Source organism: Algoriphagus alkaliphilus (genome assembly GCF_900103735.1).
Taxonomy (GTDB): Bacteria; Bacteroidota; Bacteroidia; order Cytophagales; family Cyclobacteriaceae; genus Algoriphagus; species Algoriphagus alkaliphilus.
In genome coordinates this window covers 16,173-38,409 of the sequence record NZ_FMXE01000019.1, presented here as the reverse complement: position 1 = coordinate 38,409, position 22,237 = coordinate 16,173, and the positions used below count along the sequence as shown (strand labels likewise).

Here is a 22,237-nt window from a genome sequence, read left to right as displayed (position 1 = left end):
AATTGTCTAAAGATGCGTATCTATTCGTTTAAAAATTAACTTACTTGTGAGTCCCTTCCCTTTTCATCCTCCACCTTCTGAACTTTGATTTTTTCAGTGTCACTTGGCAGAATCCATCCCTTAGCCAAAGCATGGGCAGCAGCTTCTGTTGTGTCTTTGACCAAGATCAATTCAACTCCGTGACTTTGATAGGCTGAAGATAAGTCACTCAGATCTGCTCCGGAAACATCCCGAATGTAGACTGCAAGTATCCTTTTTTTATAATTCACGACGACCTCTAGGTAAATCTGCGGGTCTTTCTGACCGCTGTCTCCGATCAGGATGAAATCCAAACCTCCAAACACCTCAAGGATATGGTGAATCTGCTTTAGTTTATGATCATGGTGACTCCCTGCGATCAGCTGCTCTCGTGACAGACCAATATCCCGAAGCATAAGAGGTCCCTTGGGGATTTTGTGTGCATCTAAAAACTCCATCAAAAAGTCGTAAATGTTCCAAGGACTGCTCGAAACGTAGAAAATCGGGTTGCTCAGAATTTTATCCCTGCCCTTGCGCAATGTTTCATAAAACTCCGAAACTCCCGCGAAAGGAATCCGGGTATGTGCATTTTGGGTAAATGTCACCTTTAGCATCTCCCACATTCTCATCGCCCCCGTAGTCAAGATCGTATCGTCGATATCCGAAATAATTCCGTAATCCGGATCCGGTGTGGGGAAATATACCTCGCCTTGCGCAACCACTTCCGTCGCCTTACCCAGAAGATCATGAAGGAGTCTCAGTCTCACTGGGTGCCAACCTTCAAGGACTTCGACACCATTCAATAGAAGTTGAATCTCAAAATATCCCTCTTCGTCCGTAGTTACTTTGATCGTTTTCCCCTGAAATTCAGCTTCCAAATCCACTCCCGGAAAAACAATGGTGAGAAAACGTTTTCTCATTTTTCGGAAATTCCTCCAAAACCGATCTTCAGGTGCAGAAGCTTGAATGTCCCGGTCTGCCAAAACTCTGCCTGCCAGATAGAGTTCCTTTCCGTTTCCATAGCCAGCATAAGGCTGGATCAGCACCTTCTTCACAAACCCGACTTTCACCCAAATCCAAAGCTTACCCCTTGAAAACTTGCGCTTTGCATAATAAATTACGGGGAGGACACGAAATCGGGAAGGAGGTGGAGATGACATCGCGCAAAATAGGTTAATCTACCTTGATCAAAAAATATTCATTTTTTTGGTCAAAAACTCCTTTAATGAAAGGTGCATGACCCCTTCAAAGGAATTCCCATCAAACTCATCCAGTGTGATAACCACTTTGGGATAGTTGTCAGCAATAAGCTGGAGATTTCCAAACTCTCGTTGAATCGTGGCGGGTTCTTTGATCGACAATGCTACTTGTACATATAAGGTTTCCCCGTCCTTGTGACAGACAAAGTCCACCTCCCTATCCCCTATCACGCCGACTTTGACATCATACCCCGAGATCAAAAGCTGATTATAGACCGCATTCTCTAAGATTTTACCTAGATCCTCGGGTCGAAATCCCCAAATACCATGTCTGATCCCAAGATTTTCGAAATAGTATTTATCACCTATTTCAAAAAGTCTTCTACCAACCAGATCGAATCGGGATACTTTATGAATCAAAAAAGCATTTGTTAAGTAAGACAGAAAAGCTTGAACCTGATTAGGAGCAATCTTTACCTGCTGAGATTTGAGAAAGGCAGCAATTTTATTGGCAGAAAACAAACTTCCGGTATTGTTGGCCAAATACAACACAAGCCTCTCTAGAAAAACAGTGTTTCGAATAGAATTTCGGTTGACCACATCCCGATACAGAATGGTATTGTAGATATTTTTTAAATATTCAAAAACTACAGAATCAACCAACTCTAAATGTCGGAGGTAAGGCAAACCACCAAACTTGAGAAACTTTTGCAAGGAAACATCACTTTCTTCCAGTTGATGAAAATGAAGAAACTCCATATAGGAAAGACTGTAAACCTTAATCTCAATAAATCTACCACTCAGAAGTCCTGCAATATCCCCTGATAGCAAATTGGCATTACTGCCTGTACAATAAAGATCAAGTTCTTCGTCCAAAAGTAATGAGCGCAATGCATCCTGAAACCCTTCAATATCCTGTATTTCATCAATGAAGACATAGTTCACTTTGCCTGCCTCCTTTTTGTCCTTGATAAACCGATGCAATTCTTCTGCGGAATTCAGAAAAGAAAATTCCAAATCTTCCTTATTGATGTAAATGATTGAGGCATCAGGAAAATCAGTCTGGATTTTACGAATCAGTTGAAATAAAATATAGCTCTTACCGACCCTTCGCTGTCCGGTAAATACTTTGATCAGACCCTTACCGACGAAAGGCCAAATCCGATCTAAATAAATGGGACGCTCAAATATTTCTTTGGGCAGATTCATGAGTTAATCTAAAATTGAGATTTACAAAAACAAGAAAGCTGTAATCATAATTATAAAAATTGTGTAAAAATACAAAGGTTGTAATCATAATTACAACTTTTCTAAAAACTGCTCCTCTGAATTTGCAATTCTGAGGCACTATAACCCGATTTGCAATCCTGACTTGTCAAAAAACCGAAAAGTTTAGGATTACAAATCTTGGAAACATAATTCAAGACTGGAAATCTCGAAGATCACTTACTCAATTCATAAAGGCAACTTCTCCAAATCCACATTTCCACCCGAAAGGATAATACCAACCTTTTTGCCTGCAAATCGATCCTTATTTGCCAGCAAAGCCGCCAAAGGAACTGCGCATGAAGGCTCAATCACGATCTTCATCCGCTCATACACCAAGCGCATCGCATCGATGATTTGCGGATCGGTGGCGAGCAGAATATCCTCGACATAGTGTTTGATCAATTCGAAGTTGAGTTTGCCAAGGGAAGTTAGCAACCCGTCAGCAATGGTATTTGGATCTGTTTGGGGGATAATTTCTCCTGCATGAAAGGATCGAAAAGCATCATCCGCACCAGTAGGTTCTCCTGCGATTACTTTTATTTCAGGATTCAAATAATGTGCGGTCAACGCTGTTCCACCAAGAAGTCCCCCACCGCCAACAGGTGCCATTACTATTTCCAGATCGGGCTGATCTTCCAATAGTTCCAGCGCACAAGTCGCCTGTCCTTCGATCACATCCATGAAATCATAGGGTGGAATAAATGTGGCTCCGGTTCGGGCTACCACCGATTCTAGGGTAGTTTCCCTCGCTTTCAGATTCGGCTCGCACTCGATGATTTCCCCTCCATATCCTTTGACCGCTTTCTTTTTGATCTCAGGCGCATTGGAAGGCATGACGATGTAGGAAGGAATCCCCGCTACACTTGCCGCACGTGCCAAGGCGGCCGCATGGTTTCCTGAGGAATGTGTCGCGACTCCTTTAGCCCGCTCCTCAGGGGTAAGTTTCATAACGGCGTTTGCGGCGCCACGTGCTTTGAAAGCTCCGACTTTCTGGAAGTTTTCACATTTGAAAAAGATCTCACAACCTGCGATTTCATTGATTGCGGTGGAAGTAAGAATCGGTGTGCGATGGATAAAGGGCTGAATGCGGTCATGTGCCGCCCGGATATCGGACAGGGTGGGAAAATTCATGGGTTAAAGATAAGGAAGGGAGATATGCTTCGCGAAATAAACTTTGTGAGATAAGCTGCGCGCCTGCCTGCCGAAGGTAGGAGATACAATAGAAATATACCTCTCCCTGCGATCAGTGAAATATCATGGAGGAAAGCGACGTAACTGCCTACAAAAGTTAGGATAAAAATATTTCCCGCTGATTTGCGCTGATTGGAACCGCTGATCTGCGCGGATTTCAAAACAATAATTCCAAAATTCTGCGGAAATCAGCGATTTTTTCTGCGTCCATCTGCGGGAAAAAAAATTATTAAATCCTGATTCGGCTCAAAATAAGCACAAAAACATCAAAATACAGCTCATTTTTCCTTGATTTTGAGCCGTATTTTTATCATTTTTGAACCGATTGAAGGAAATGAAAGAAACAACATCAGAAATATTAACCATCATTCAGGACTCAAAAAAGGTCTCAAGGCAAGAAATTGGGGATAGGATTTCCTTTTCTTCCAGTGCTGCCACGCTCAAAAGAATCATTCAAAACTTGCTGGATGAAGGTTGGATCTGTTCACAGGGAAAAGGAAAGGCAACGGCTTATCTTCCTTCATCAAAATTGGAATTAAGTTTTCCAATTGATTTGGATGCCTATTTTTTAAAAGAGCAAGACGAAAGAATCGTCAAAAACCAATTCGATTTTGAGATTTTTGAAAAGCTGGAGCAAAACCAAATTTTTTCTTCAGATGAAATTAGTGCTATGGAGAAAATCCATGAATTGTTTAAGAAAAGAGTTTGCGATTTGACTCCGAATGAATACCAAAAGGAAATGGAGCGTTTGGCGATTGACTTAAGCTGGAAATCCTCTCAAATAGAAGGTAACACATATTCCCTACTTGAAACCGAGATCCTGTTAAAAGAAAAGAAAACAGCTTCAGGCAAGACTATAGATGAAGCAACTATGCTACTCAATCACAAGGAGGCGATTGACTTTCTTGAAACAAATAAAGATTATGCGGAGCGGATCTCTGTCCGGGCTATTGAAGATTTGCACCGCATACTTATTGAAGATCCGGGAATTGGTAAAAATATTCGGAGGAGAAGAGTTGGAATTACCGGTACTAATTATCAGCCCCTGGACAATGAATTTCAAATTCGGGAGGCATTGGAAAAAACTTGTCAGCTTATCAATTCTTCAAAAATAGGGTATGAAAAAGCTTTTTTAGCCCTTCTACTTATCTCCTACATTCAACCATTCGCAGACGGAAATAAGCGTACTGCCCGAATCTTTTCCAATGCAATTCTTTTAGCGTATGCGCATTGTCCGATTTCATTTAGAACTGTTGATCCACTTGACTACAAAAAAGCCATGTTGGTATTTTATGAACAGACAAACTTAAGTCCGATGAAGCGCATATTTATCGAGCAAGCTGAGTTTGCTGTGAATACCTATTTTTGATAAAAAGGTCTCGATTATCTATATAGGATGATGGGTTTTGCAAAATTGGCTTCGCGAAATACTATTCAGATATACTTCGTGAGATAATTATTTCCCGCTGATTTGCGCTGAGTCAAATCGCTGAATTACGCAGATTTCTAAGGGGATCAACAAAATCTAATTAAAAAAATCCGCGGAAATCTGTGGCTTTTTTATGTGTAAATCTGCGGGAAACCAAAAGTAATTTGTAGACTGTTTCATCCTATTCCCTATACCGAAAACTCCTCTCATCAATCGCCCGCATCGTACACAAAATCCCGTCGAGGTGATCGTATTCGTGCTGAATCAGTTCAGAAATCGCTCCATCCACGGCCCAACTTTGCTTTTGCCAGTTTTCATCCCGGTATTCCAAGGTCAGCGATTGGTGCCGTTTCACCTTGACCAGCAGATTGGGAAAACTCATGCAGTCATCCCAAAGCTCCAATTTTTCATCGCTCAGGGCCTTCAACTTCGGATTCAAAATAATGTAAGTCCGATCCAGATTCAGGTAAAACATCCGCTTCTTAATCCCCAACTGCGGTGCGGCTATTCCTCTTCCAAATTGATAAACCCTGCGAATGTCCTCCATGGCTTCGTGGAGTTGCTGAGTCCATTCTGGCACTTGAGGGAGGTCAGTTTCTAGTACAGGTTCGCAGATTTCGTAGAGTCTCGGGTCTCCGAGTTTGAGTATATCATGGATGGTTTTCATGGTTTAAAAATAATGGTTGATATGCGATTTTTCGGAGTGTTATTTGAGAAGTATGATGGAAATACTGTTGAAATGTACCTCACAACGCTCGGTGAAATACGCTTCGCGAAATATTTCGTCCGACGAAGGAGGACTTATTTCAAATGTATTTCTATGTATTTCCTATATCCCATATTTTCATTCTTTTCAAATACCAAGTAATAGCCCTATTTCCCTTACTTTTGCGCCATGAATTACCTTTCGGTTGAGAATCTCAGTAAGGCTTTCGGGGAACGGAAGCTTTTTTCAAATATATCCTTCGGCATTTCCCAAGGTCAAAAAATAGCACTTGTCGGCATCAACGGCGCAGGAAAGTCAACTCTGATGAAAATCATCATGGGTCAGGAGATCTCCGATACCGGCCAAGTCGGCATCAATCAGTCCGTCAAAATCGCTTACGTCCACCAAAATCCGGTGTTTGAAGGTTCGCTGAGTATCTACCAGACCATCTTTGACCAAAGCAACAGCGAAATTCTTAAGGTGATCGAGGATTATCACAAGGCACTTTTGGACTCCGAGCGGGGCATTGACAACTCAGACAAGATGTCTGACCTCTTTGAGAAAATGGATGCGTTTCAGGCTTGGGATTTTGAATATCAGGTAAAGGAGGTTTTGGGAAAACTCGGCCTTCACGACACAGATCTGCCGGTAGGAACACTTTCCGGAGGGCAGCGCAAGCGGGTAGCTTTGGCAAAGGCTATCCTAGAGAAACCTGATTTGCTTTTGCTTGACGAGCCAACCAACCACCTTGACTTGGAGACAATCGAGTGGCTGGAAGATTACTTGTCAAAAGCCAACCTTTCGCTTTTCATGGTGACTCACGACCGGTATTTTTTGGAGAAAGTCACCAATGAAATCCTCGAACTCGATCAGGGAAAAATTCACCGATATCAAGGCAACTATGGCTATTTCTTGGACAAGAAAGCCGAACGGATGCAAAATGAAGATGTCGAACTTGAAAAAGCTAAAAGCCTTTACAAAAAGGAATTGGACTGGATTCGCCGTCAGCCCAAAGCCCGTGGCACCAAGGCCAAATATCGTGTGGAAGCATTCGAGGAAACCAAAGAAAAAGCTTTCACCAAGCGGGAAGAGCGTGATATTGAGCTTACCGTATCAACTCAGCGACTTGGAAATAAGATTCTTGAGATAGACAAAATCTCCAAAGCTTATGGAGAAAAGACATTGGTCAAAGATTTCTCCTATGTCTTCAAAAAGAAAGACCGGGTCGGAATCGTCGGGCCAAACGGTGCTGGAAAGACTACTTTTCTCCAAATGATTACAGGTTTGAATCAACCCGATTCAGGTAAAATCTCTGTGGGTCAGACGACAGCTTATGGCTACTACCGACAGGAAGAAGATCGATTTGATGAGGAAAAGCGCCTGATTGATGTGGTGAAAGAAGTGGCTGAAATTGTGACTTTGGACAAAGGTCAGACAATCACGGTGAGCCAGTTTTTGACGCAGTTTGGATTTCCTCCCAAGCAACAGTTTACGCCAATCGCCAAAATGAGCGGTGGGGAGCGCAGACGGCTTCAACTGCTGATGGTGCTGATCAAGAATCCAAACTTCCTGATCCTCGATGAACCTACGAATGATCTGGATTTGATGACTTTGAACATCCTGGAGGAATTCTTGGACACCTTTCCGGGCTGTCTGATCATCGTATCTCACGACCGATATTTCATGGATCGCTTGGTCGAGCACTTGTTTGTGTTTGAGGGTGAAGGGGTGATCGGTGACTTTCCGGGGAATTATACGGATTTCAGGGAATGGGAGAAAGAGATGCAAGAAGCGAGAGCCAAGAAGCAAGACATTCCGGCGAAACAAGAACCTAAAATAGAGAAGCAAGAGGGAAGAATCGAGAAGCAAGAATTAGCTCCGAAGGTCAAGGCGGGTTTTAAGCAAAAGCAGGAATTCAAAAAGGTGACAGAATCCATGGCAAAACTGGAAGCTGAAAAGGCTAAGCTCACCGATCAGATTTCTGCTGGTGGTTCCGAAGTCGATCAGCTGATGGCTTGGTCAAACAGGCTTCAGGCGATCGATTCCGAAATAGAGAAACTGGAACTGACTTGGTTGGAATTGAGTGAATTGGATGGGATTGATTAGTTGGCCACAAAGCCGCCAAGGCACAAAGGTTTTTCTAAATTTAAAAAACAGAGTAAAAGTGAGATTTACTATACCTTAAGCTTTTATAGTTTGGTTAAATACCTTATATTAAACTAATTATATCAGAAAAATATGGAAACTTTCCTCATCGAATCCAAGAATCCAGAAGATTCCAAAGCAATAAAGGAGTTTTTGAAATCTCTGAATATCAATTACAAGTCTTCCAGTTCCATCTCTTTAGAAGTCTTGGAAAGAGCGAATGGAATTGCTGAAGTATTTATAGAAGCTAAAAAGATCGAATCCGGAGAGAAAGAAGCCAAGAGTTACTCCTCATTCAAAGAATTAATGGATGAGCTATAAGCTAATTCCTACTTCCAATCTTTGAAAAATCTGAACTAGAAAAAGTCTCCGTCCGGTATATCAAGGCACTTTTGGAGTCCTAGGAAATTTGAAATTGTTTCAAATTTAAACTTTGCGACTTCGCGGCTTCGTTGCAAACTTCAAACTCTTCCCTTCAAAAAATCCTCTCTTAACTCCTCTGGAAACTTCTCAATGGCATAACGTAAGTCCGTCCTAGGCAGGGATTGGTAATGCTTCTTCAGGAAGTCAAACTCATGTTTAAAAATAACAAAGGCCAGTCAATTGACCAGCCCAAGTTTTAGAAATCGTCTCCGCCAAAATTGTCTCCGCCTTCCCTGCGACTACCACGATCCTCTCTCTTGTCTTTGAATCCTCCAAACCGATATGTGAATGACAGCGTGCCAATCCGGGTTTCCCGCTGGAATGTGCGGGTTTGTGTGAACCTCGGATCTTCGGTCGTAGTTCTGAAATTCCTGGTATTGAAAATGTCTGTGACATTCAGGCTCAAAGTTCCTTTGCCTGAAAGTACCTCGCGCCTCATGCCTAGGTTGATACTCCATTGGGGTTCGATCTGCCCCTGTGGCTGCACGATCGGGCCCCGATAATTCCCCTGAAACTGGATGCTGAACCACTTTGGAATAATCATATTTCCCAAAAGAGAAACTGTCCAGCTGAAATTCTCATTGCTGAATCCTTCTTCAATATTCTCTCCGTTGACTTTGGAATAGAAAAAATTCCCGGTCAGTGTGGCATCAAAATTTCCGGAAACCTGAAACTGATTGATCAATTCAAATCCTGATGAAGCTTGCGTATCAGCATTTTCACGGGTGGTTATCGCCACATTGTTGTCTGTCAGATAGGTGATTCGAGTTTGAACATCGGTGGAATACCGGTGGTAAACCGTAGCATTGAACAGGTATCGATCCCAGCCTTTCATGTACCCAAACTCATAGCTGTCGGTGAATTCCGGCTGGAGATATGGATTTCCAATATTGAGATTATACTGGTCATTGACTTGATAGATCGGGGCCAAATCCCTGATGCTGGGACGGGAAATTCTTCGGGAATAATTCAGGCTGAGTTCATTTTCTTCACCCAGACTATAGGTAAGGTAAGCACTTGGAAAAAGGTTGAAATAGTTATTGGGAATTTCCTCATTTCTCTTCTCGGTAATTCCCAAGGTCTCGGTGTATTCACCTCTCACCCCAAGCTGATACCCGAGTTTATTGTGTTTGTTTTTGAAGGTGAAATAGGCCGCGTAGACATTTTCTGTGAAATCATAAGACTCTGTGAGGCTGTCTACCACCACTGGCCCAAACTCATTAGAAATGTCACCCTGTGCAAAAACTTGACTGGAATTCCAGTTGCCAAAAGTTCCCTTCAGCCCGGACTCGATTTTCCCATTTTGCCCAAAAGGCTTTTCATAATCCATCTGGGCCACATAAAGCCCACTTGTTCGGGGTCGATTGTTGGTTTGAATGATTCTTTTGGAAGGATCCTCTTTTCCATCTCCATAGAAAAACTGCTGCTCATAATATTCGTCCTGACTCCTTTCGTCATAGGAGTAGGTGAAAGATGTGAACAGCTTTTGCCCGAGAGAATCAATCTCCCAGTTATAGCTCAGCCCGCCCTCATAATTGGAGGAAACACTATATTCTTCATTCCTTCGGAAAAAAGTAGAATCAATCACTCTTGCAGAACTGATATTTCGCTGATTGACATCTGCAAACTCAATTTCATCATCAAAATTTCCCTGAAAATAAAGCCCCAAAGTTTTCCCAGGCTTTAAGGAAAAATCCACTCCTCCTCTCACCAGATGATTTTTCTCAAATTCCAATCCGTCCTGGTTCTGATCCAAAACCGGAGAAAATCCTTCCAGATTGGTGGTTCGTGTTCCTTTTCCCGACTCGATTTCCCGTCGATCCTGCCAGTTGTAGGAGAAAAAGTAATTAGCGTTTTTCTTACCGTAATTCAGGTTGATGCCGGCTTGGTACTTATCTCTGGTTCCTATTGAGGCATTAAGCTGTCCATTGACCCCGGTCGCTATGTTTTTTTTCAAAATGATATTGATGATCCCTCCTACTCCAGCCGCATCATATCGGGAGGATGGATTGGTTATCAGCTCCACTTCCTTAATGCTGCTTGCAGGAAACTGCGAAAGAATGCTTTCCACATCATCTCCTGACAGATTGGACGGACGCCCGTTGATGTAAATCAGGATATTCCCACTTCCCCGCAAGCTGATTCCTCCCTCGTCATCCACTTGAATGGAAGGTAAAGTCGCCAAGAGTTCAGCCGCAGTTGCTCCTTCGGCCAGGATGTTGTTTTCAACATTGTAGGTACGCTTATCAATGTCAGATACAAACATGGATGTCACTCCCTCTACGATTACCTCATTCAGATTTTGCGCATCAGGCTGGAGTTTGATTGTCCCGAAATTCATCGACGGACGATCCCCCAATCGGATCTTTTCGAAAAAGTCTTTGTATCCGATAAATCCAACCCTAAAGAGGTATTCCCCCGGCTTTCCGACAAAGGAAAATGTCCCGTCCAAATCACTCATTCCTCCGGTCACGAGAGTGGAATCAGCTGGATTGAGCAATGCGATATTTGCAAATTCCAGCGGCTGCTCATTACTTCCGTCTGCGATTTTACCTTTCAAACTCACCTCCTGGGCCTGTAGCACCAAGAAGCGAAAAAAGGAAAGGATAAATAGGATTAGTAGCCTATATCTCACCATAGTTTTTAAAATCAAATTCTTGGAGAAGCTCTCAGGAAAAATAAAGACATTATAAATTCGACTTTTACCAAAGACTATTACCCGTTAAACCAAAAAAATGAGCCGGGGTTTAATCGTATTGACCAATAAGTTTTAAGGGGTAAAAAATCCTTACATCGTGTATTCTGGCTATTTGAGTGGGAAAAAAATTAACAGGATCTGGTCTTGGGTGAAATGGATTTTTTTGAAATACATAAAGGTCGCAATCCCTTTGTGGTTTAGCCGGTGAAAATTTCCAGAGCAGCGCGGATCATCTTTTCCACCGTTTTTTCTGCCTCAGGATCAAATTGCTTCAAAGGTCGGTTTGCTACAATGGCGTTCAAACTCAGCATTTGATGCCCGAGCAATTCTCCCATCGCATAATAACCTGCCGTCTCCATTTCGAAATTGGTCAGACTTCTATCTTCAATTCTTAGGGCAGAAAGGCGCTCGATCATTTGATCAAATCGTGGCTTCAGTCGGACTTCTCTTCCCTGAGGCGCATAAAATCCCGGACAGGTCAAGGTTACACCCTTGACAAAGTTTTGGTCAAGCTTTTCAATAAGACTAACCGAAGCAGAAGCTTGATAGGGTAGAAATGAAAGGCCCAACTCCACCTGAATAGCCTTTGCCAAGCTTTGATTTCCAGGCAACTCCGGATAGTAAACCATCAGGGTATCCATGCCTATTCCAATCTCCGAAGCCAACAGCGATCCAACAGGAATATCAGACTGCATACTGCCAGAGGTCCCCAAACGTATAATCTGCAAACTCTTTTTTTCAGGCTTGATTTCTCGTGTCTGTAAGTCCACATTAACCAAGGCATCGAGCTCAGTCATCAGAATCTCGATGTTGTCTGTCCCCATGCCCGTACTCATTACGGTCACTTGTTTTCCGTTTAGCCTGCCGGTATGGGTGATAAATTCCCGTTTGTTCATTTTGAAATCAATCCGATCAAAATATCTGGAAACCAAGGCCACCCGATCAGGATCCCCTACTGTAAAAACAAGAGAAGCCAGATGTTCTGGCTTCAGATGTAAATGGTAAATACTTCCGTCATAATTAACGATCAGTTCAGACGCAGGAATTTTCCGATTCTCCATGGAGTTTTTGGATTAGTTCTTTACTTGGCTTACGGTGAAGTCCTTTATATGGATTATATCCGTTGGTATTTTTCTGGTAGTAGCCGGTCCCGTCATAAGGTCGCTTTTCGGGATTTTCTTTGCACTCCACAGAGCAGGCACCATCCATTTCCCAACCGCATTTTTCACAGATCGCAAGGTGTTCGTTGCAAGTTGGATTGGCACAGTTGACCATCCGGTCAGAGGCCGTCCCACAGACGTGGCATTTCGAAATCACCGTAGGATTCACTTTGTTGACATCCACAGCGATGCGATTGTCAAAGACGTAGCATTTTCCCTCAAAGTCCTCTCCTCCTGCTTCCATGCCGTATTTGATGATACCTCCATGAAGCTGATAGACATCCTCAAAGCCCTGTTCCAAAAGGAAAGCGGAGGCTTTTTCACACTTGATTCCACCCGTGCAATAGGTGAGTACTTTCTTGTTTTTCAGATGCCCGAGCTCTTTTACTTTCTCCGGAAAATCACGGAAGTTGTCGATATCGAGGGTAATTGCATTTTTAAATCGACCGAGTTCATGCTCGTAATTGGAGCGAACATCCAAAATGACCACATCCTCCTGATCTTTCAAGGCCTTGAATTCCTCAGGGGCAAGATGCTTCCCGGTTTTCACATTTGGATCCAGGTGGCGAAGCGCAGAATGCACGATTTCAGGCTTGTACCGCACATGGATCTTGGTGAAAGTATGTTTCTCGTGGAAATCGATCTTGAACTCTGTTTTTGCAAACCGCGGATCAGCCTGAACATAGGCCATGTACTTTTCGCAATCTTCAACCAGTCCTGAGACTGTTCCATTAAGTCCTTCATCAGAAATGATGATTCGACCTCGGATGTTGTTGGCAACGCAGAACAGGTGATGCTCTTCCCGATATTCTTCGGGGTTTTCGATTTTTGCGTAGCAATAGTACAGCAGGATGCTGTAAGGTTTGTTTGTTGTTGTTTCCATAACTAGCGCCCTGTTTCGGCAGGGTGTTGGGGATTTTTGATTTACGATTTTTGATTTACGATGCCAATGACCGATGTTTTACTTCATCATTCGATATTCAGCATTCGGTGTTCGTTATTTCTTCTTACTTCTTACAACTCACTTTTTACTTTTCACCACTTACTTCACCTTCGCCGCCGGATTCCCGAAGACCGTTTCATTTTTTCCTACTGAACCAATCACAACAGACCCAGCACCAACTCGGGCTCCTTTGCCGATTGTCACTCCAGCCACTATCGTTACTCCCGAACCGATAAATGCGCCTTCTTCAATCGTCACCTCCGCATTTACGATCGATCCTGCTCCGATCTGCACAAAATCACCAATTACCGCCTTGTGATCAATCAGTGCAGCGGTGTGGAAAATGCAATGGCTTCCTACTTTTGCTCCGGCACCGATCGTGACATTTGCATTGATGAAATTACCATGACCCAAAGCAGCATCTGTGGAAACATAAGCACGCTCATGGATTGCATTGACGGGCTGGACTTTTCGGTTTTCGATAAGCATTTCCACAAGAAACTTGCGGTATTTTACATCGTCAACTGCGACAAATGCTTCGGTTTTCTTACCGATCAACTTTAAGAAACCTTCGTCCTCGGGATTCCCCAAAATTGGAATATTATTGATCTCCGTACCGTAAAGACTCTGATCCTCATCCAAAAAGCCATAGACGATGACTTGATTGCTGTTGAAAATCTCAAGTGCGGGATGAGCAATTCCTTTTGCTCCCAGGATGATCACCGGTTTTTCCATAAATTTTAATGGTTTTGGACTGCGAAAGTACGAGAAATGACTCGCCTGCGCAAAGCTTCATTTGGATTGGCCCTTGAGAAGGCTCTGCCCGATTTTGCAGTTCAGGCATTTTTGGGGCTGGCAATACGTTCGGAAAAGCCCGATCATACCCTGAGAATCGAAGGCATTTTCAGCTTTCCAACCTTTGTCCCCATACTTTCGGATGATGAAATTACTCTCGGCGGGGATCGTCTGCATCAGGTCAAAGCATCGCTCCTGCCACTCGGGCTGCTCAAAGTATCGACCGTATGCAAACCAAAGCGGAATCACAAAATTGATAATCAAAAGCTCCAAAGAACCGCCGGAGATGCCCTTGGAAGCCACTTTTTCCGTCGGTTTGCCAAAGGAATAATGATACTTCCAATAGTCAGAAGGCGGTATTTGGAGGAGTTTTTTGAAAGCTGCAAACTCCCGATTATCTTCTAAAACAGCCTGAAGTAAATTAGGCGCTTTGGAGAGAATCGCCGCCAATTGTGCAATTCTTATTGTCGGGAAATTGGTCGGTCTTGCTCCCAGGAAGGTCCAGTGTTGACGCAGAAGTGGAGTTGTCCAGCCGAATTTTTTCTGATAAAAATCATACTCTCCAATCAAATGCTGAACATAGGGTTCATCGCTTTTTTCCGGCATAAGTCCGGCCTGACCTAATAGCATCGCCTCCAAAGCTGAAACCTGAGTTCGATGCTTTTGGAGCACTTTATACGGAACCGAGGCTGCCAATTCCCCCATTGGCTGACTGTTGATCTTGAATCCAAAGCAGGTGAAAAGCCAACGGTAAGCCGTCTCTTCCCAATCTCCTTTGGTTTGGTCAAGTATCGCAAGTATCAGTTGGGATTTTTCCAAAAGCCGCTCCACCAAGGCCTTTTCCAGAGCAGAAAATCGGATAATTTCCTGAACGGCAAGTAAGGCATGTGCACAGGGCAAGTCAGATTTGAAATCCAGCATTTGCTCGTAGTTTCTCCAGATTTCCAAGAAAATCTTGCCTTTCAGTTCAACCGTAGGCATTGGGGTACCATCGTTTCGAAGCACTTCGCGGTTATTTTCCCAAACCACGTGCAGAATCACCGAATTGTAAGCCGGATCACCTCCGTGTGCATGCTGCTTCCATTCCGAGGCCATCCGATGCACTTCGACATGCCCGTGGAGCGTGACCCCATCCAAAACAACGGTCGCATCTCGAAAGTCAGGCCCTTCGCTTTGATTGTGAAAGCCAACCTTTATGATTTGGACGAATTGACCATCAGTTGTCCGAAGGTCATTTTTGTCGAAGTATTGATACTTCCAGACAAATTGTAAAAAGTCTTCTTTGAAGTTCATAATTCCCAAAGACTAAGAATTTATGGAATTTAAGGAATTCAGAATTAGAAGTCAACTTCAAATCAGATTCAAGTGCAAATCGATTTGAAGATTGGCGTTTTAAAAATACCATCTTTTGTTTTCGAACTTTTTGTTTAAATTTTATGTACCAAAAAAGTACATGCTATTAAAACTATGCTAGTTATCAGTTCAAAAGAATTTAGAGATAATCAAAAAAAATATTTTGACCTAGTGGATCAGAATCAGCAGGTTATTGTACAGCGGGGTAAAGATAAATCCTACGTTTTGGTACCGATATCAGACGAAGATCGTTTTTTCCTCGATCCAAAAGTCATTTCGGAGGTAAAGGAAGGAATTGAGCAGTACAAATCTGGAAAGGTAATAAAAGTGGCAAAGGAGGAACTTGATCAACTCCTTGGACTATGAGCTATGGGTTAGTTTTCACTCCTAAGGCTGTGGAAGGAATTGAAAAACTTAAAAAATCAGGGAATATTCCTCTAATCAAAAAACTTAAAAAACTCCTTTTAGAATTATCCGATCACCCTTTCACTGGGACCGGACAACCCGAACTTTTGAAACATGATTTTGCTGGATTTTGGTCGAGAAGGTTGAATAGAGAACATCGAATTGTTTATGCCGTTGACCAAAAGATCATTAAAGTCTCGGTTATTTCTGTTTTAGGGCACTATACGTAAATCTAGAAAAGCTTTCCAAAATCAAAGATACCTCTCCAAAAGCTCCTTCATCTCCTCTTGCAGCTTTTGAGCTTCTTCCCCTGCAACTTTCGCAAAATCCTTTTCACCAGAAGCATAAATAATTCCCCGGCTGGAATTGACCAAAAGTCCACAGGTCGAGTTCATTCCATATTTCGCTACCTCGGCTAAGCTTCCTCCCTGGGCACCCACTCCCGGAACTAAGAAAAAGTGTTCCGGAGCTGCTTTTCGAGCTTCACCAATCAATTCGCCCCGAGTAGCGCCGACTACATACATCAGGTTTTCCGGACTGCCCCATTCCTGACTTTTCTCCAGTACAGACTGGTAAAATGGTTTTCCTGCTTTGTCTTCGATCAGTTGGAAATCCATCGAGCCCACATTCGAAGTCAAGGCCAACAGAATCACCCACTTGTCCTTAAACTCCAAAAAAGGCGAAACACTGTCTTTTCCCATGTATGGAGCCACCGTGATCGAATCGAAATCCATGGATTCAAAAAATGCCTTAGCGTAGAGTTTGGACGTATTTCCGATATCACCACGTTTTGCGTCAGCGATAGTGAAAATATCCTTGGGGATGAGTTCGGATACTTTTGCAAGTGTCTCCCATCCTTTCGCTCCCAAGGCTTCGAAAAATGCAATATTGGGTTTATAGGCCACTGCAAAATCAGCTGTCTCTTCGATGATGGCCTTGCAAAAGCTGAAAATCGGATCAGCTTCAGAGCGCAAGTGAGCCGGTATTTTCTCCAAATCAGGATCTAAGCCTACACAGAGAAAGGAGGATTTTTGTTGGATTTGGGAGAAAAGCTCGGATCGGGTCATGTTTGGTGGATTTTGGGCAAAGGTATTGATTTAAAAAATTTAGGCTAGTCTTCATCTTTGCAGATTTAAAATGACATTTTAAATCTGCAAGGATGATTGAAATAAATTTTATTGAAAAACAGCTAGTTGTGATTTTTTGCTAAATCAGCTTTTACAAATGTCCCAGCCAAGGAAATCCCAGCTGAAATCAAGAAAAAAATCAAACTGAAAGCCACGGCTGCGGTCTCTTCGATTCCTGCATAGGTGTGCGCGTAGACAAAGACCAATTCCCGTGCTCCGACTCCACCGATCGTCAAAGGCAAAACCGCTACAATCGAGGAAAGTAAAAACACAAGCTGGTATGCGAGGATATGCTCCGTGATTCCTAAGGATCGAAGGATAAACCAAGCACAAATGAGTTGTGCGATTTGTCCGGCAAATGACCAAACATTAGCCCGCCAAAATGAGGGGAGGAAGTCTTTGAAAAGAAACTTTTGAGCCAGCCAAAATAGGGGAATAGTCAAGATCAATCCGCCAATCATCACTCCATTCCAAACCGGACTTTCGAAAAAGGCGAAGTCAACTTTCACCACTAAAAAAAAAGCAAAAAGCAAAAACACAATCGCGATCAGTCCACCGAGACGATCCAAAAGGGCAGCTTGCAATAGTTTTTTGACAGGAGTTTTAAACTGTTTGTTGAGCAGGTAAACTTTGTACCCATCGCCACCGATTCCTCCGGGAAGGAATAGATTGTAAAACATCCCGATCAAATAGAGTCGCCAGTTTTGGCCTTCTGAAAGGTGTATTCCGATATTTTCAAAGTAACGATTGAGGCGGATGGCCGTAGCCACCTTACTCAGGATAAACAAGGCCAAAGCAGGAATCAGCCAAAGCCAGTTGATCGATGTTGCGAGTAGAAAAAGCTGCCCGGTATCGATTTTCCTAAAAACCAAGTACAAAGCCAAACCTGTCAGCAGAAGCTTCAGGGCTGTTTTGAGTTGATTTTTGAATCGGATCAAGGAGGGGAATGGGTTATTGGTTAATAGTTATTGGGGAAAGAATGCTCAATTATCAAACTCAATGTTCAATTTGCAAGGGATTATACTGCCAACTTCTACTGCCTACTTTTTTCAGCTTTCTGATTTTATATTTCTGATTTCTTCATCTGATTTCTTCATCTGATTTCCACCCTCGCCTTCGACTCCGCTCAGGCTGACAGAACTGCAAACTGACCACTGCCAACTTTTTCAAACTTCTGACTTGATACTTCCGACTTCAACCTTTTCTCCCTGAAAAACCGCCTTCACGGAATAAGTCTTTTTGTTTTGGGACTCATAGTAAGTGCGAACAATTATCTCTGAAATAATCCCTGTAGTGATCAGCTGGATTCCTCCCAAGAGCGAAATAAACCCGACAATCATAAGCGGTCGACCCCAAATGTCCTCTCCCATGATTTTGAGCACCAAAAGGTAGAAGTTGATCAAGAATCCCAAAACCAAGGCCATCAATCCCAATCCTCCAAATAAGTGAATCGGACGCTGAAAATACTTTTGGAAGAAAAGCATCAGGATCAAATCTGCCATCACCTTGAAAGTCCGGCTCAAGCCATACTTGGAAGTTCCGTGAATCCGGGGGTGATGCTTCACATCGACTTCGGTCATTTTGGCTCCCTGCTGCTTAGCCAAGACGGGGATAAAGCGATGCAACTCACCGTAAAGCCCCATATTTTGGGCAATCCCAGCTTTGTAAACCCGAAGTGTACAGCCGTAGTCGTTTAGGTACACTTTGGTGGCATTTCGGATCACCCAATTGGCGATTTTGCTGGGAATTTTGCGCAGCACAAAGCCATCCCTTCGTTTAGCACGGCATCCTGCTACCACGTCCCATTCTTCATCGATTGCCTTTTGGAGTATCATAGGTAGGTCGGTGGGGTCATTCTGCAAATCCCCGTCCATGGTTGCGATGTACTCACCGGTAGCCATGTCTATGCCTGCTGCAAGAGCGTTTGTCTGCCCAAAATTGCGGTTGAAAATAATGAGTTTAGTGCGGGCATTCGCGTATTTTTTGACTTCGGCCACAGTCCGATCCGTGGAGCCATCTTCGATCAGAATCACCTCATAGTCGATCTCTGAGAGAGCGGCATAAGTGGCATCCAAAAGTGGTTTGATATTATCTTCCTCGTTGTAAACGGTGATGACAACAGACAAAAGTGGCTTGTTCATGGGATAAAATTTGGTCAAAAATACCCAGAAATACTTCTGCTGACAAAATCACATCAGATTTGAAGCAATTCCCCCACTTCTAATTCCCGGCCTTCCCTTATCAATAGGTTCCGATATCTTTTGGATTGTATTCCAAAAGATTCTCCCAAACCTGGATTTTGGTTTTTCCCAATGTGTCTTTCCCAAACAAAAAAGGGCGTTCCTCCTCAAAAAGCAATTTTTCAAATCTTACTGCGGCTTCGGGAGAAGCCTGATTTCTACTCACGAAAATAAATTTTTCAGGCTTCCCGACAAATTGGTCCATTCCCGGCCAAAGGTCCCATTGATTTTTTCTGCTGCCCATGTTGACCGTGAAAGTTTGGGGATGGTCTTTGATGTAAAAGGCCAGTTCGGAAGCGACATGATAACTTTCACTGAATATTACAGGAGCAAAAATCTCAAGGCTGTCTCTCAAAAAGTCAATCCTATTTCCCAGATCTTCATATCCTATCATACTTTTGAACAGTGCCTTTTCCGCGGAGAAAATTGGTCCTTGGCTTTTCCAGCGGAGAAAATTTGGAAGATAAAACAGAAATGGGAGGCTAAGACTGATGGCCAATGCCCATTGAGAATACCGCTTCCATTTATCTCCAAATTCGGCGACTAGGGGTGCCAAAAAAACGGGAAATGTACTGTAAGTAAACCCCGGCCAATTGACCTCTATAAAGGTGAAAAGGCTAAGTCCCCCAAAGCCCAAAAATGTCAGAAGACCCGGAAACACAAGATAAATGCCTGTATAATCTTTTTGAGCAGTCAATTTTTTTATTCCATAAAAGAAAAATGGCAGAAAGAAGACCGAGACCATAGCTAATTGACCTCCAAAATATTCAGAGGTTCTTTTCAACAAAAGGCCAACATCAAAAGGCCTGGGCGTGGTGCCTGAAACTCCCCCAAGAGCTGCCAGATGTTTGAACGTATAAAAATCATTTTGAATGTTCCAGATCAGGCTGGGTAAAAATCCCAAAAAAGCGATGCCTGCAAACCAAAGCCATGGTATAAATTGACTTTTTATTTTCCCGGAATACACGAGAAAAAACAAAGATGCCGGAAATATCAGAACCATCGTCAATTTGGACATGATGCCTAAAGCGGTGATTAAGCCCGCGATTACCCATTGCCCTTTTAGTTCAGAAAATATAGCCCGATACAACAAATACCAGGACAGTGTCCAAAAAAAAGTCATGGAAGTGTCGGTCGTATGAAAAGTGAATTCCAGCAAATGAATAGGCATTCCCAAAAATATCAACCCGGCAAGGCATGCGGTTTTTTCAGACTTGTAGAGATCAAAGGCAAAGGAATAGACAATCCAAGCCGTAGCCAATCCAAAGACTATGGGGGTGAACCTTACGGCAAATTCAGTATCCCCAAAAATCCCGGTGCTGAGAAAATTGAGTACAGCCACCATGGGAGGTTTGGAGTAATAATGCCAGTCCATATTTTGAGCCCAAAGCCAATATTGGGCTTCTTCGGTAAACAGGTCAAGCTCCGGTCTGAAGGTTAAGAGTATTTTAGCTATGGCAAAACCAAGATTGGCCACCCAAAAAACTGCCAAAAAATGTTGTTTTTCTGTCATCAGGGGTTTACTAAATGAAAAAGCCCTCGGTAAAACCGAGGGCTCCTCACAAATTTAGAGTTTTACTGTTTTACCAATACTACCTTTTCTTTATACTTTTTGATTTGTCTGCGCAAGCCCTCGACTGCTTCATCAGCAGCAGCTTCGAATGATTCATCCTGATGCTTTGCAAAAAACTGTTTCCCGGGCACATTTAGCTTAATCTCGACTATTTTATTTTCATTTTTCTCATTTTTATCGATCCTCATAAAAACCTCCCCATCGATGATTCGATCATAGAAGGTGTCCAGTTTGTCCGCCTTTCGCTGAATAAAGTCGATCAATTTGCGATCCGCATCAAAGTGGATGGAGTGCATCTGCAGTTTCATAGTGATTTGCATTTAAGTGGTTGAACAATTGATTTATTTACGCTTTAGGATGTGCCTGTTCAAACACAGCCTTCAGTTTTTCCATAGAGTTGTGGGTATAGACCTGAGTCGCCGCCAGATTGGCATGACCAAGTAGGTCCTTTACAGCATTGAGGTCGGCACCTTTGTTGAGTAGGTGAGTGGCAAAGGTGTGCCGGAGCAAATGTGGGCTTCTTCGCGTATTCTGCGCAAATAGGTCTAAATAATGTCTGACGATCCGATAAATCAACATAGAATAGCTTTGCTCTCCCCGATTGGTTACAATAAAGTAGGCATTCCCGTCTGTTTTTGAAAACCTTTCCACAAATACTTTTTGATACAAAATGATATTCTGTTTCAGGGATTTTGTCAATGGGATTATTCGTTCTTTTTTCCTTTTCCCTAAAACTTTCACCTGGTCTTCGATGAGATTTAAATCCTTCCACCTGAGGTTGGTTAATTCCGAAAGTCTGACTCCAGTCAGGTAGAGAAACTCCATCACCATTCGGTCCCGCTGTCCCTCAAAGGTGGGCTCGTACACGCTTTCTTCTAAAACGGCCTCAATGGTCAGTTCCTGTACAAATTCGGGAAGTTTTTTCGGATTTTTAAGGGATTTTAACTTGTAAGTGGGGTCTTGAGTAATCAGCCGGGAGCGCAACAAAAACTTATAATAGGATCTCAAAGTGGCTATTTTTCGGTTAACTGAGGTGGTACTCAAACCCTTTTCGACCAAATCAATCACCCAAGCGCGAAGTTCTGAATGCGTGCACTGGGTAAGCTCATTCACCTCAAATGAAAGAGACACAAAATCAGCTACTTGCTCCAAATCGTTGCTGTACGCCAGCACGGTATGCGGGCTGCTTCGCTTTTCATACTCCAGGTAATTGATAAATGAGTCAATCATCACTCAAAAGGTAGCAGAAAAACGGAAAAATAACAGTGACTTTTGTCAGAGAATAAAAACAAAAACGCACCTGCCATTAAGGGCAAGTGCGTCTGTATTTAGAATCAAATTCTGATTACTTCATCTCTTCGTTGCGAAGTTGTTGCTTGTAAGCAGCTTTGATGACTTGTGCTCTTCTTACGATAGAAGGCTTTGTAAATGCCTGACGGGCTCTGAGTTCGCGAACCGCACCGGTTTTGTCAAACTTCTTTTTAAAACGCTTCAGCGCTTTTTCGATGGATTCGTTCTCTTTTACGTTTACAATGATCATAGTGTACACCCCCTTTCGTGGCT

Annotated in this window: 21 protein-coding genes; 5 read left to right on the top strand and 16 right to left on the bottom strand. The window is 43.0% G+C overall.

Going from position 1 to position 22,237, the window contains the following annotated elements:
• Nucleotides 1-35 precede the first annotated feature (35 nt).
• The 3 genes from BLQ81_RS13455 to BLQ81_RS13445 form a co-directional block, all read right to left on the bottom strand.
• On the bottom strand, nt 36-1,178 hold the full coding sequence (locus BLQ81_RS13455; protein ID WP_092730857.1) for an App1 family protein: 1,143 nt from the start codon (nt 1,176-1,178) through the stop codon (nt 36-38).
• 27 nt (nt 1,179-1,205) lie between these two features.
• Nucleotides 1,206-2,426, bottom strand: coding sequence for an ATP-binding protein (locus tag BLQ81_RS13450; protein ID WP_092730855.1), 1,221 nt, complete (start codon nt 2,424-2,426; stop codon nt 1,206-1,208).
• A 246-nt stretch (nt 2,427-2,672) separates the two neighbouring features.
• Nucleotides 2,673-3,617 (bottom strand): pyridoxal-phosphate dependent enzyme, encoded by a 945-nt coding sequence (locus BLQ81_RS13445; RefSeq protein ID WP_092730853.1) that lies wholly within the window; start codon nt 3,615-3,617, stop codon nt 2,673-2,675.
• 394 nt (nt 3,618-4,011) lie between these two features.
• On the opposite strand from BLQ81_RS13445, the gene BLQ81_RS13440 reads away from it, so the two are divergent.
• Nucleotides 4,012-5,046 carry a Fic family protein gene (locus tag BLQ81_RS13440; RefSeq protein ID WP_092730851.1) on the top strand — a complete coding sequence of 345 codons (1,035 nt, stop codon included), beginning with the start codon at nt 4,012-4,014 and terminating at the stop codon, nt 5,044-5,046.
• A gap of 241 nt (nt 5,047-5,287) precedes the next feature.
• Here the strand turns inward: BLQ81_RS13440 and BLQ81_RS13435 are convergent, their stop codons facing one another.
• Nucleotides 5,288-5,773: a peptide deformylase gene (locus BLQ81_RS13435; protein WP_092730849.1), complete on the bottom strand. Its 486-nt coding sequence runs from the start codon at nt 5,771-5,773 to the stop codon at nt 5,288-5,290.
• 228 nt (nt 5,774-6,001) lie between these two features.
• Between BLQ81_RS13435 and BLQ81_RS13425 the strand changes: the two genes are divergently transcribed.
• On the top strand, nt 6,002-7,918 hold the full coding sequence (locus BLQ81_RS13425; protein ID WP_092730844.1) for an ABC-F family ATP-binding cassette domain-containing protein: 1,917 nt from the start codon (nt 6,002-6,004) through the stop codon (nt 7,916-7,918).
• Between the two features lie 132 nt (nt 7,919-8,050).
• A complete protein-coding gene (locus BLQ81_RS13420; protein ID WP_092730842.1) occupies nt 8,051-8,278 on the top strand; it encodes a hypothetical protein in 228 nt (75 codons plus the stop codon).
• A 298-nt stretch (nt 8,279-8,576) separates the two neighbouring features.
• On the opposite strand, the gene BLQ81_RS13415 is transcribed toward BLQ81_RS13420, so the two are convergent.
• The 5 genes from BLQ81_RS13415 to BLQ81_RS13395 all read right to left on the bottom strand — a co-directional run bounded on the left by BLQ81_RS13415 (nt 8,577) and on the right by BLQ81_RS13395 (nt 15,269).
• The gene (locus BLQ81_RS13415; protein ID WP_092730840.1) at nt 8,577-11,018 is read right to left on the bottom strand and encodes an outer membrane beta-barrel family protein; all 2,442 of its coding nucleotides are present in this window, start codon (nt 11,016-11,018) and stop codon (nt 8,577-8,579) included.
• A 257-nt stretch (nt 11,019-11,275) separates the two neighbouring features.
• Complete coding sequence (locus BLQ81_RS13410; protein ID WP_092730838.1) at nt 11,276-12,139, bottom strand: nucleoside phosphorylase; 864 nt, start codon at nt 12,137-12,139, stop codon at nt 11,276-11,278.
• Complete coding sequence (gene trhO, locus BLQ81_RS13405) at nt 12,111-13,121, bottom strand: oxygen-dependent tRNA uridine(34) hydroxylase TrhO (protein ID WP_092730836.1); 1,011 nt, start codon at nt 13,119-13,121, stop codon at nt 12,111-12,113. Before trhO ends, BLQ81_RS13410 begins: the two co-directional genes overlap by 29 nt.
• 159 nt (nt 13,122-13,280) lie before the next feature.
• Nucleotides 13,281-13,916, bottom strand: coding sequence for an acetyltransferase (locus BLQ81_RS13400; RefSeq protein WP_092730834.1), 636 nt, complete (start codon nt 13,914-13,916; stop codon nt 13,281-13,283).
• A gap of 57 nt (nt 13,917-13,973) precedes the next feature.
• The gene (locus tag BLQ81_RS13395; RefSeq protein WP_092730832.1) at nt 13,974-15,269 is read right to left on the bottom strand and encodes a DUF2851 family protein; all 1,296 of its coding nucleotides are present in this window, start codon (nt 15,267-15,269) and stop codon (nt 13,974-13,976) included.
• 174 nt (nt 15,270-15,443) lie between these two features.
• On the opposite strand from BLQ81_RS13395, the gene BLQ81_RS13390 reads away from it, so the two are divergent.
• Both BLQ81_RS13390 and BLQ81_RS13385 read left to right on the top strand, forming a co-directional pair.
• Complete coding sequence (locus tag BLQ81_RS13390; protein WP_092730830.1) at nt 15,444-15,695, top strand: type II toxin-antitoxin system Phd/YefM family antitoxin; 252 nt, start codon at nt 15,444-15,446, stop codon at nt 15,693-15,695.
• Nucleotides 15,692-15,964, top strand: coding sequence for a Txe/YoeB family addiction module toxin (locus BLQ81_RS13385; RefSeq protein ID WP_092730828.1), 273 nt, complete (start codon nt 15,692-15,694; stop codon nt 15,962-15,964). The genes BLQ81_RS13390 and BLQ81_RS13385 overlap by 4 nt, the downstream gene beginning before the upstream one ends.
• A 21-nt stretch (nt 15,965-15,985) precedes the next feature.
• Here the strand turns inward: BLQ81_RS13385 and pyrF are convergent, their stop codons facing one another.
• The 7 genes from pyrF to rpsU form a co-directional block, all read right to left on the bottom strand.
• A complete protein-coding gene (gene pyrF / locus BLQ81_RS13380; RefSeq protein ID WP_092730826.1) occupies nt 15,986-16,801 on the bottom strand; it encodes an orotidine-5'-phosphate decarboxylase in 816 nt (271 codons plus the stop codon).
• 122 nt (nt 16,802-16,923) lie between these two features.
• Nucleotides 16,924-17,799 carry a lysylphosphatidylglycerol synthase transmembrane domain-containing protein gene (locus BLQ81_RS13375; RefSeq protein ID WP_245693265.1) on the bottom strand — a complete coding sequence of 292 codons (876 nt, stop codon included), beginning with the start codon at nt 17,797-17,799 and terminating at the stop codon, nt 16,924-16,926.
• Between the two features lie 228 nt (nt 17,800-18,027).
• Nucleotides 18,028-19,002 (bottom strand): glycosyltransferase family 2 protein, encoded by a 975-nt coding sequence (locus BLQ81_RS13370; protein WP_092730953.1) that lies wholly within the window; start codon nt 19,000-19,002, stop codon nt 18,028-18,030.
• Nucleotides 19,003-19,102: 100 nt separating this feature from the next.
• Nucleotides 19,103-20,614, bottom strand: a complete 1,512-nt coding sequence (locus BLQ81_RS13365) for an ArnT family glycosyltransferase (protein WP_092730824.1) — start codon at nt 20,612-20,614, stop codon at nt 19,103-19,105.
• 62 nt (nt 20,615-20,676) lie between these two features.
• Complete coding sequence (hpf, locus tag BLQ81_RS13360; RefSeq protein WP_092730951.1) at nt 20,677-20,982, bottom strand: ribosome hibernation-promoting factor, HPF/YfiA family; 306 nt, start codon at nt 20,980-20,982, stop codon at nt 20,677-20,679.
• A gap of 37 nt (nt 20,983-21,019) precedes the next feature.
• Nucleotides 21,020-21,904 (bottom strand): tyrosine-type recombinase/integrase, encoded by an 885-nt coding sequence (locus tag BLQ81_RS13355; RefSeq protein WP_092730822.1) that lies wholly within the window; start codon nt 21,902-21,904, stop codon nt 21,020-21,022.
• A gap of 115 nt (nt 21,905-22,019) precedes the next feature.
• Complete coding sequence (gene rpsU / locus BLQ81_RS13350; protein WP_077353255.1) at nt 22,020-22,214, bottom strand: 30S ribosomal protein S21; 195 nt, start codon at nt 22,212-22,214, stop codon at nt 22,020-22,022.
• Nucleotides 22,215-22,237 lie beyond the last annotated feature (23 nt).

Bases quoted from the DNA above. Each gene is read 5' to 3' on its own strand.
- BLQ81_RS13455 (WP_092730857.1), bottom strand. From the start codon at position 1,178: ATGTCATCTCCACCTCCTTCCCGATTTCGTGTCCTCCCCGTAATTTAT.
- BLQ81_RS13450 (WP_092730855.1), bottom strand. From the start codon at position 2,426: ATGAATCTGCCCAAAGAAATATTTGAGCGTCCCATTTATTTAGATCGG.
- BLQ81_RS13445 (WP_092730853.1), bottom strand. From the start codon at position 3,617: ATGAATTTTCCCACCCTGTCCGATATCCGGGCGGCACATGACCGCATT.
- BLQ81_RS13440 (WP_092730851.1), top strand. From the start codon at position 4,012: ATGAAAGAAACAACATCAGAAATATTAACCATCATTCAGGACTCAAAA.
- BLQ81_RS13435 (WP_092730849.1), bottom strand. From the start codon at position 5,773: ATGAAAACCATCCATGATATACTCAAACTCGGAGACCCGAGACTCTAC.
- BLQ81_RS13425 (WP_092730844.1), top strand. From the start codon at position 6,002: ATGAATTACCTTTCGGTTGAGAATCTCAGTAAGGCTTTCGGGGAACGG.
- BLQ81_RS13420 (WP_092730842.1), top strand. From the start codon at position 8,051: ATGGAAACTTTCCTCATCGAATCCAAGAATCCAGAAGATTCCAAAGCA.
- BLQ81_RS13415 (WP_092730840.1), bottom strand. From the start codon at position 11,018: ATGGTGAGATATAGGCTACTAATCCTATTTATCCTTTCCTTTTTTCGC.
- BLQ81_RS13410 (WP_092730838.1), bottom strand. From the start codon at position 12,139: ATGGAGAATCGGAAAATTCCTGCGTCTGAACTGATCGTTAATTATGAC.
- trhO (WP_092730836.1), bottom strand. From the start codon at position 13,121: ATGGAAACAACAACAAACAAACCTTACAGCATCCTGCTGTACTATTGC.
- BLQ81_RS13400 (WP_092730834.1), bottom strand. From the start codon at position 13,916: ATGGAAAAACCGGTGATCATCCTGGGAGCAAAAGGAATTGCTCATCCC.
- BLQ81_RS13395 (WP_092730832.1), bottom strand. From the start codon at position 15,269: ATGAACTTCAAAGAAGACTTTTTACAATTTGTCTGGAAGTATCAATAC.
- BLQ81_RS13390 (WP_092730830.1), top strand. From the start codon at position 15,444: ATGCTAGTTATCAGTTCAAAAGAATTTAGAGATAATCAAAAAAAATAT.
- BLQ81_RS13385 (WP_092730828.1), top strand. From the start codon at position 15,692: ATGAGCTATGGGTTAGTTTTCACTCCTAAGGCTGTGGAAGGAATTGAA.
- pyrF (WP_092730826.1), bottom strand. From the start codon at position 16,801: ATGACCCGATCCGAGCTTTTCTCCCAAATCCAACAAAAATCCTCCTTT.
- BLQ81_RS13370 (WP_092730953.1), bottom strand. From the start codon at position 19,002: ATGAACAAGCCACTTTTGTCTGTTGTCATCACCGTTTACAACGAGGAA.
- BLQ81_RS13365 (WP_092730824.1), bottom strand. From the start codon at position 20,614: ATGACAGAAAAACAACATTTTTTGGCAGTTTTTTGGGTGGCCAATCTT.
- hpf (WP_092730951.1), bottom strand. From the start codon at position 20,982: ATGAAACTGCAGATGCACTCCATCCACTTTGATGCGGATCGCAAATTG.
- BLQ81_RS13355 (WP_092730822.1), bottom strand. From the start codon at position 21,904: ATGATTGACTCATTTATCAATTACCTGGAGTATGAAAAGCGAAGCAGC.
- rpsU (WP_077353255.1), bottom strand. From the start codon at position 22,214: ATGATCATTGTAAACGTAAAAGAGAACGAATCCATCGAAAAAGCGCTG.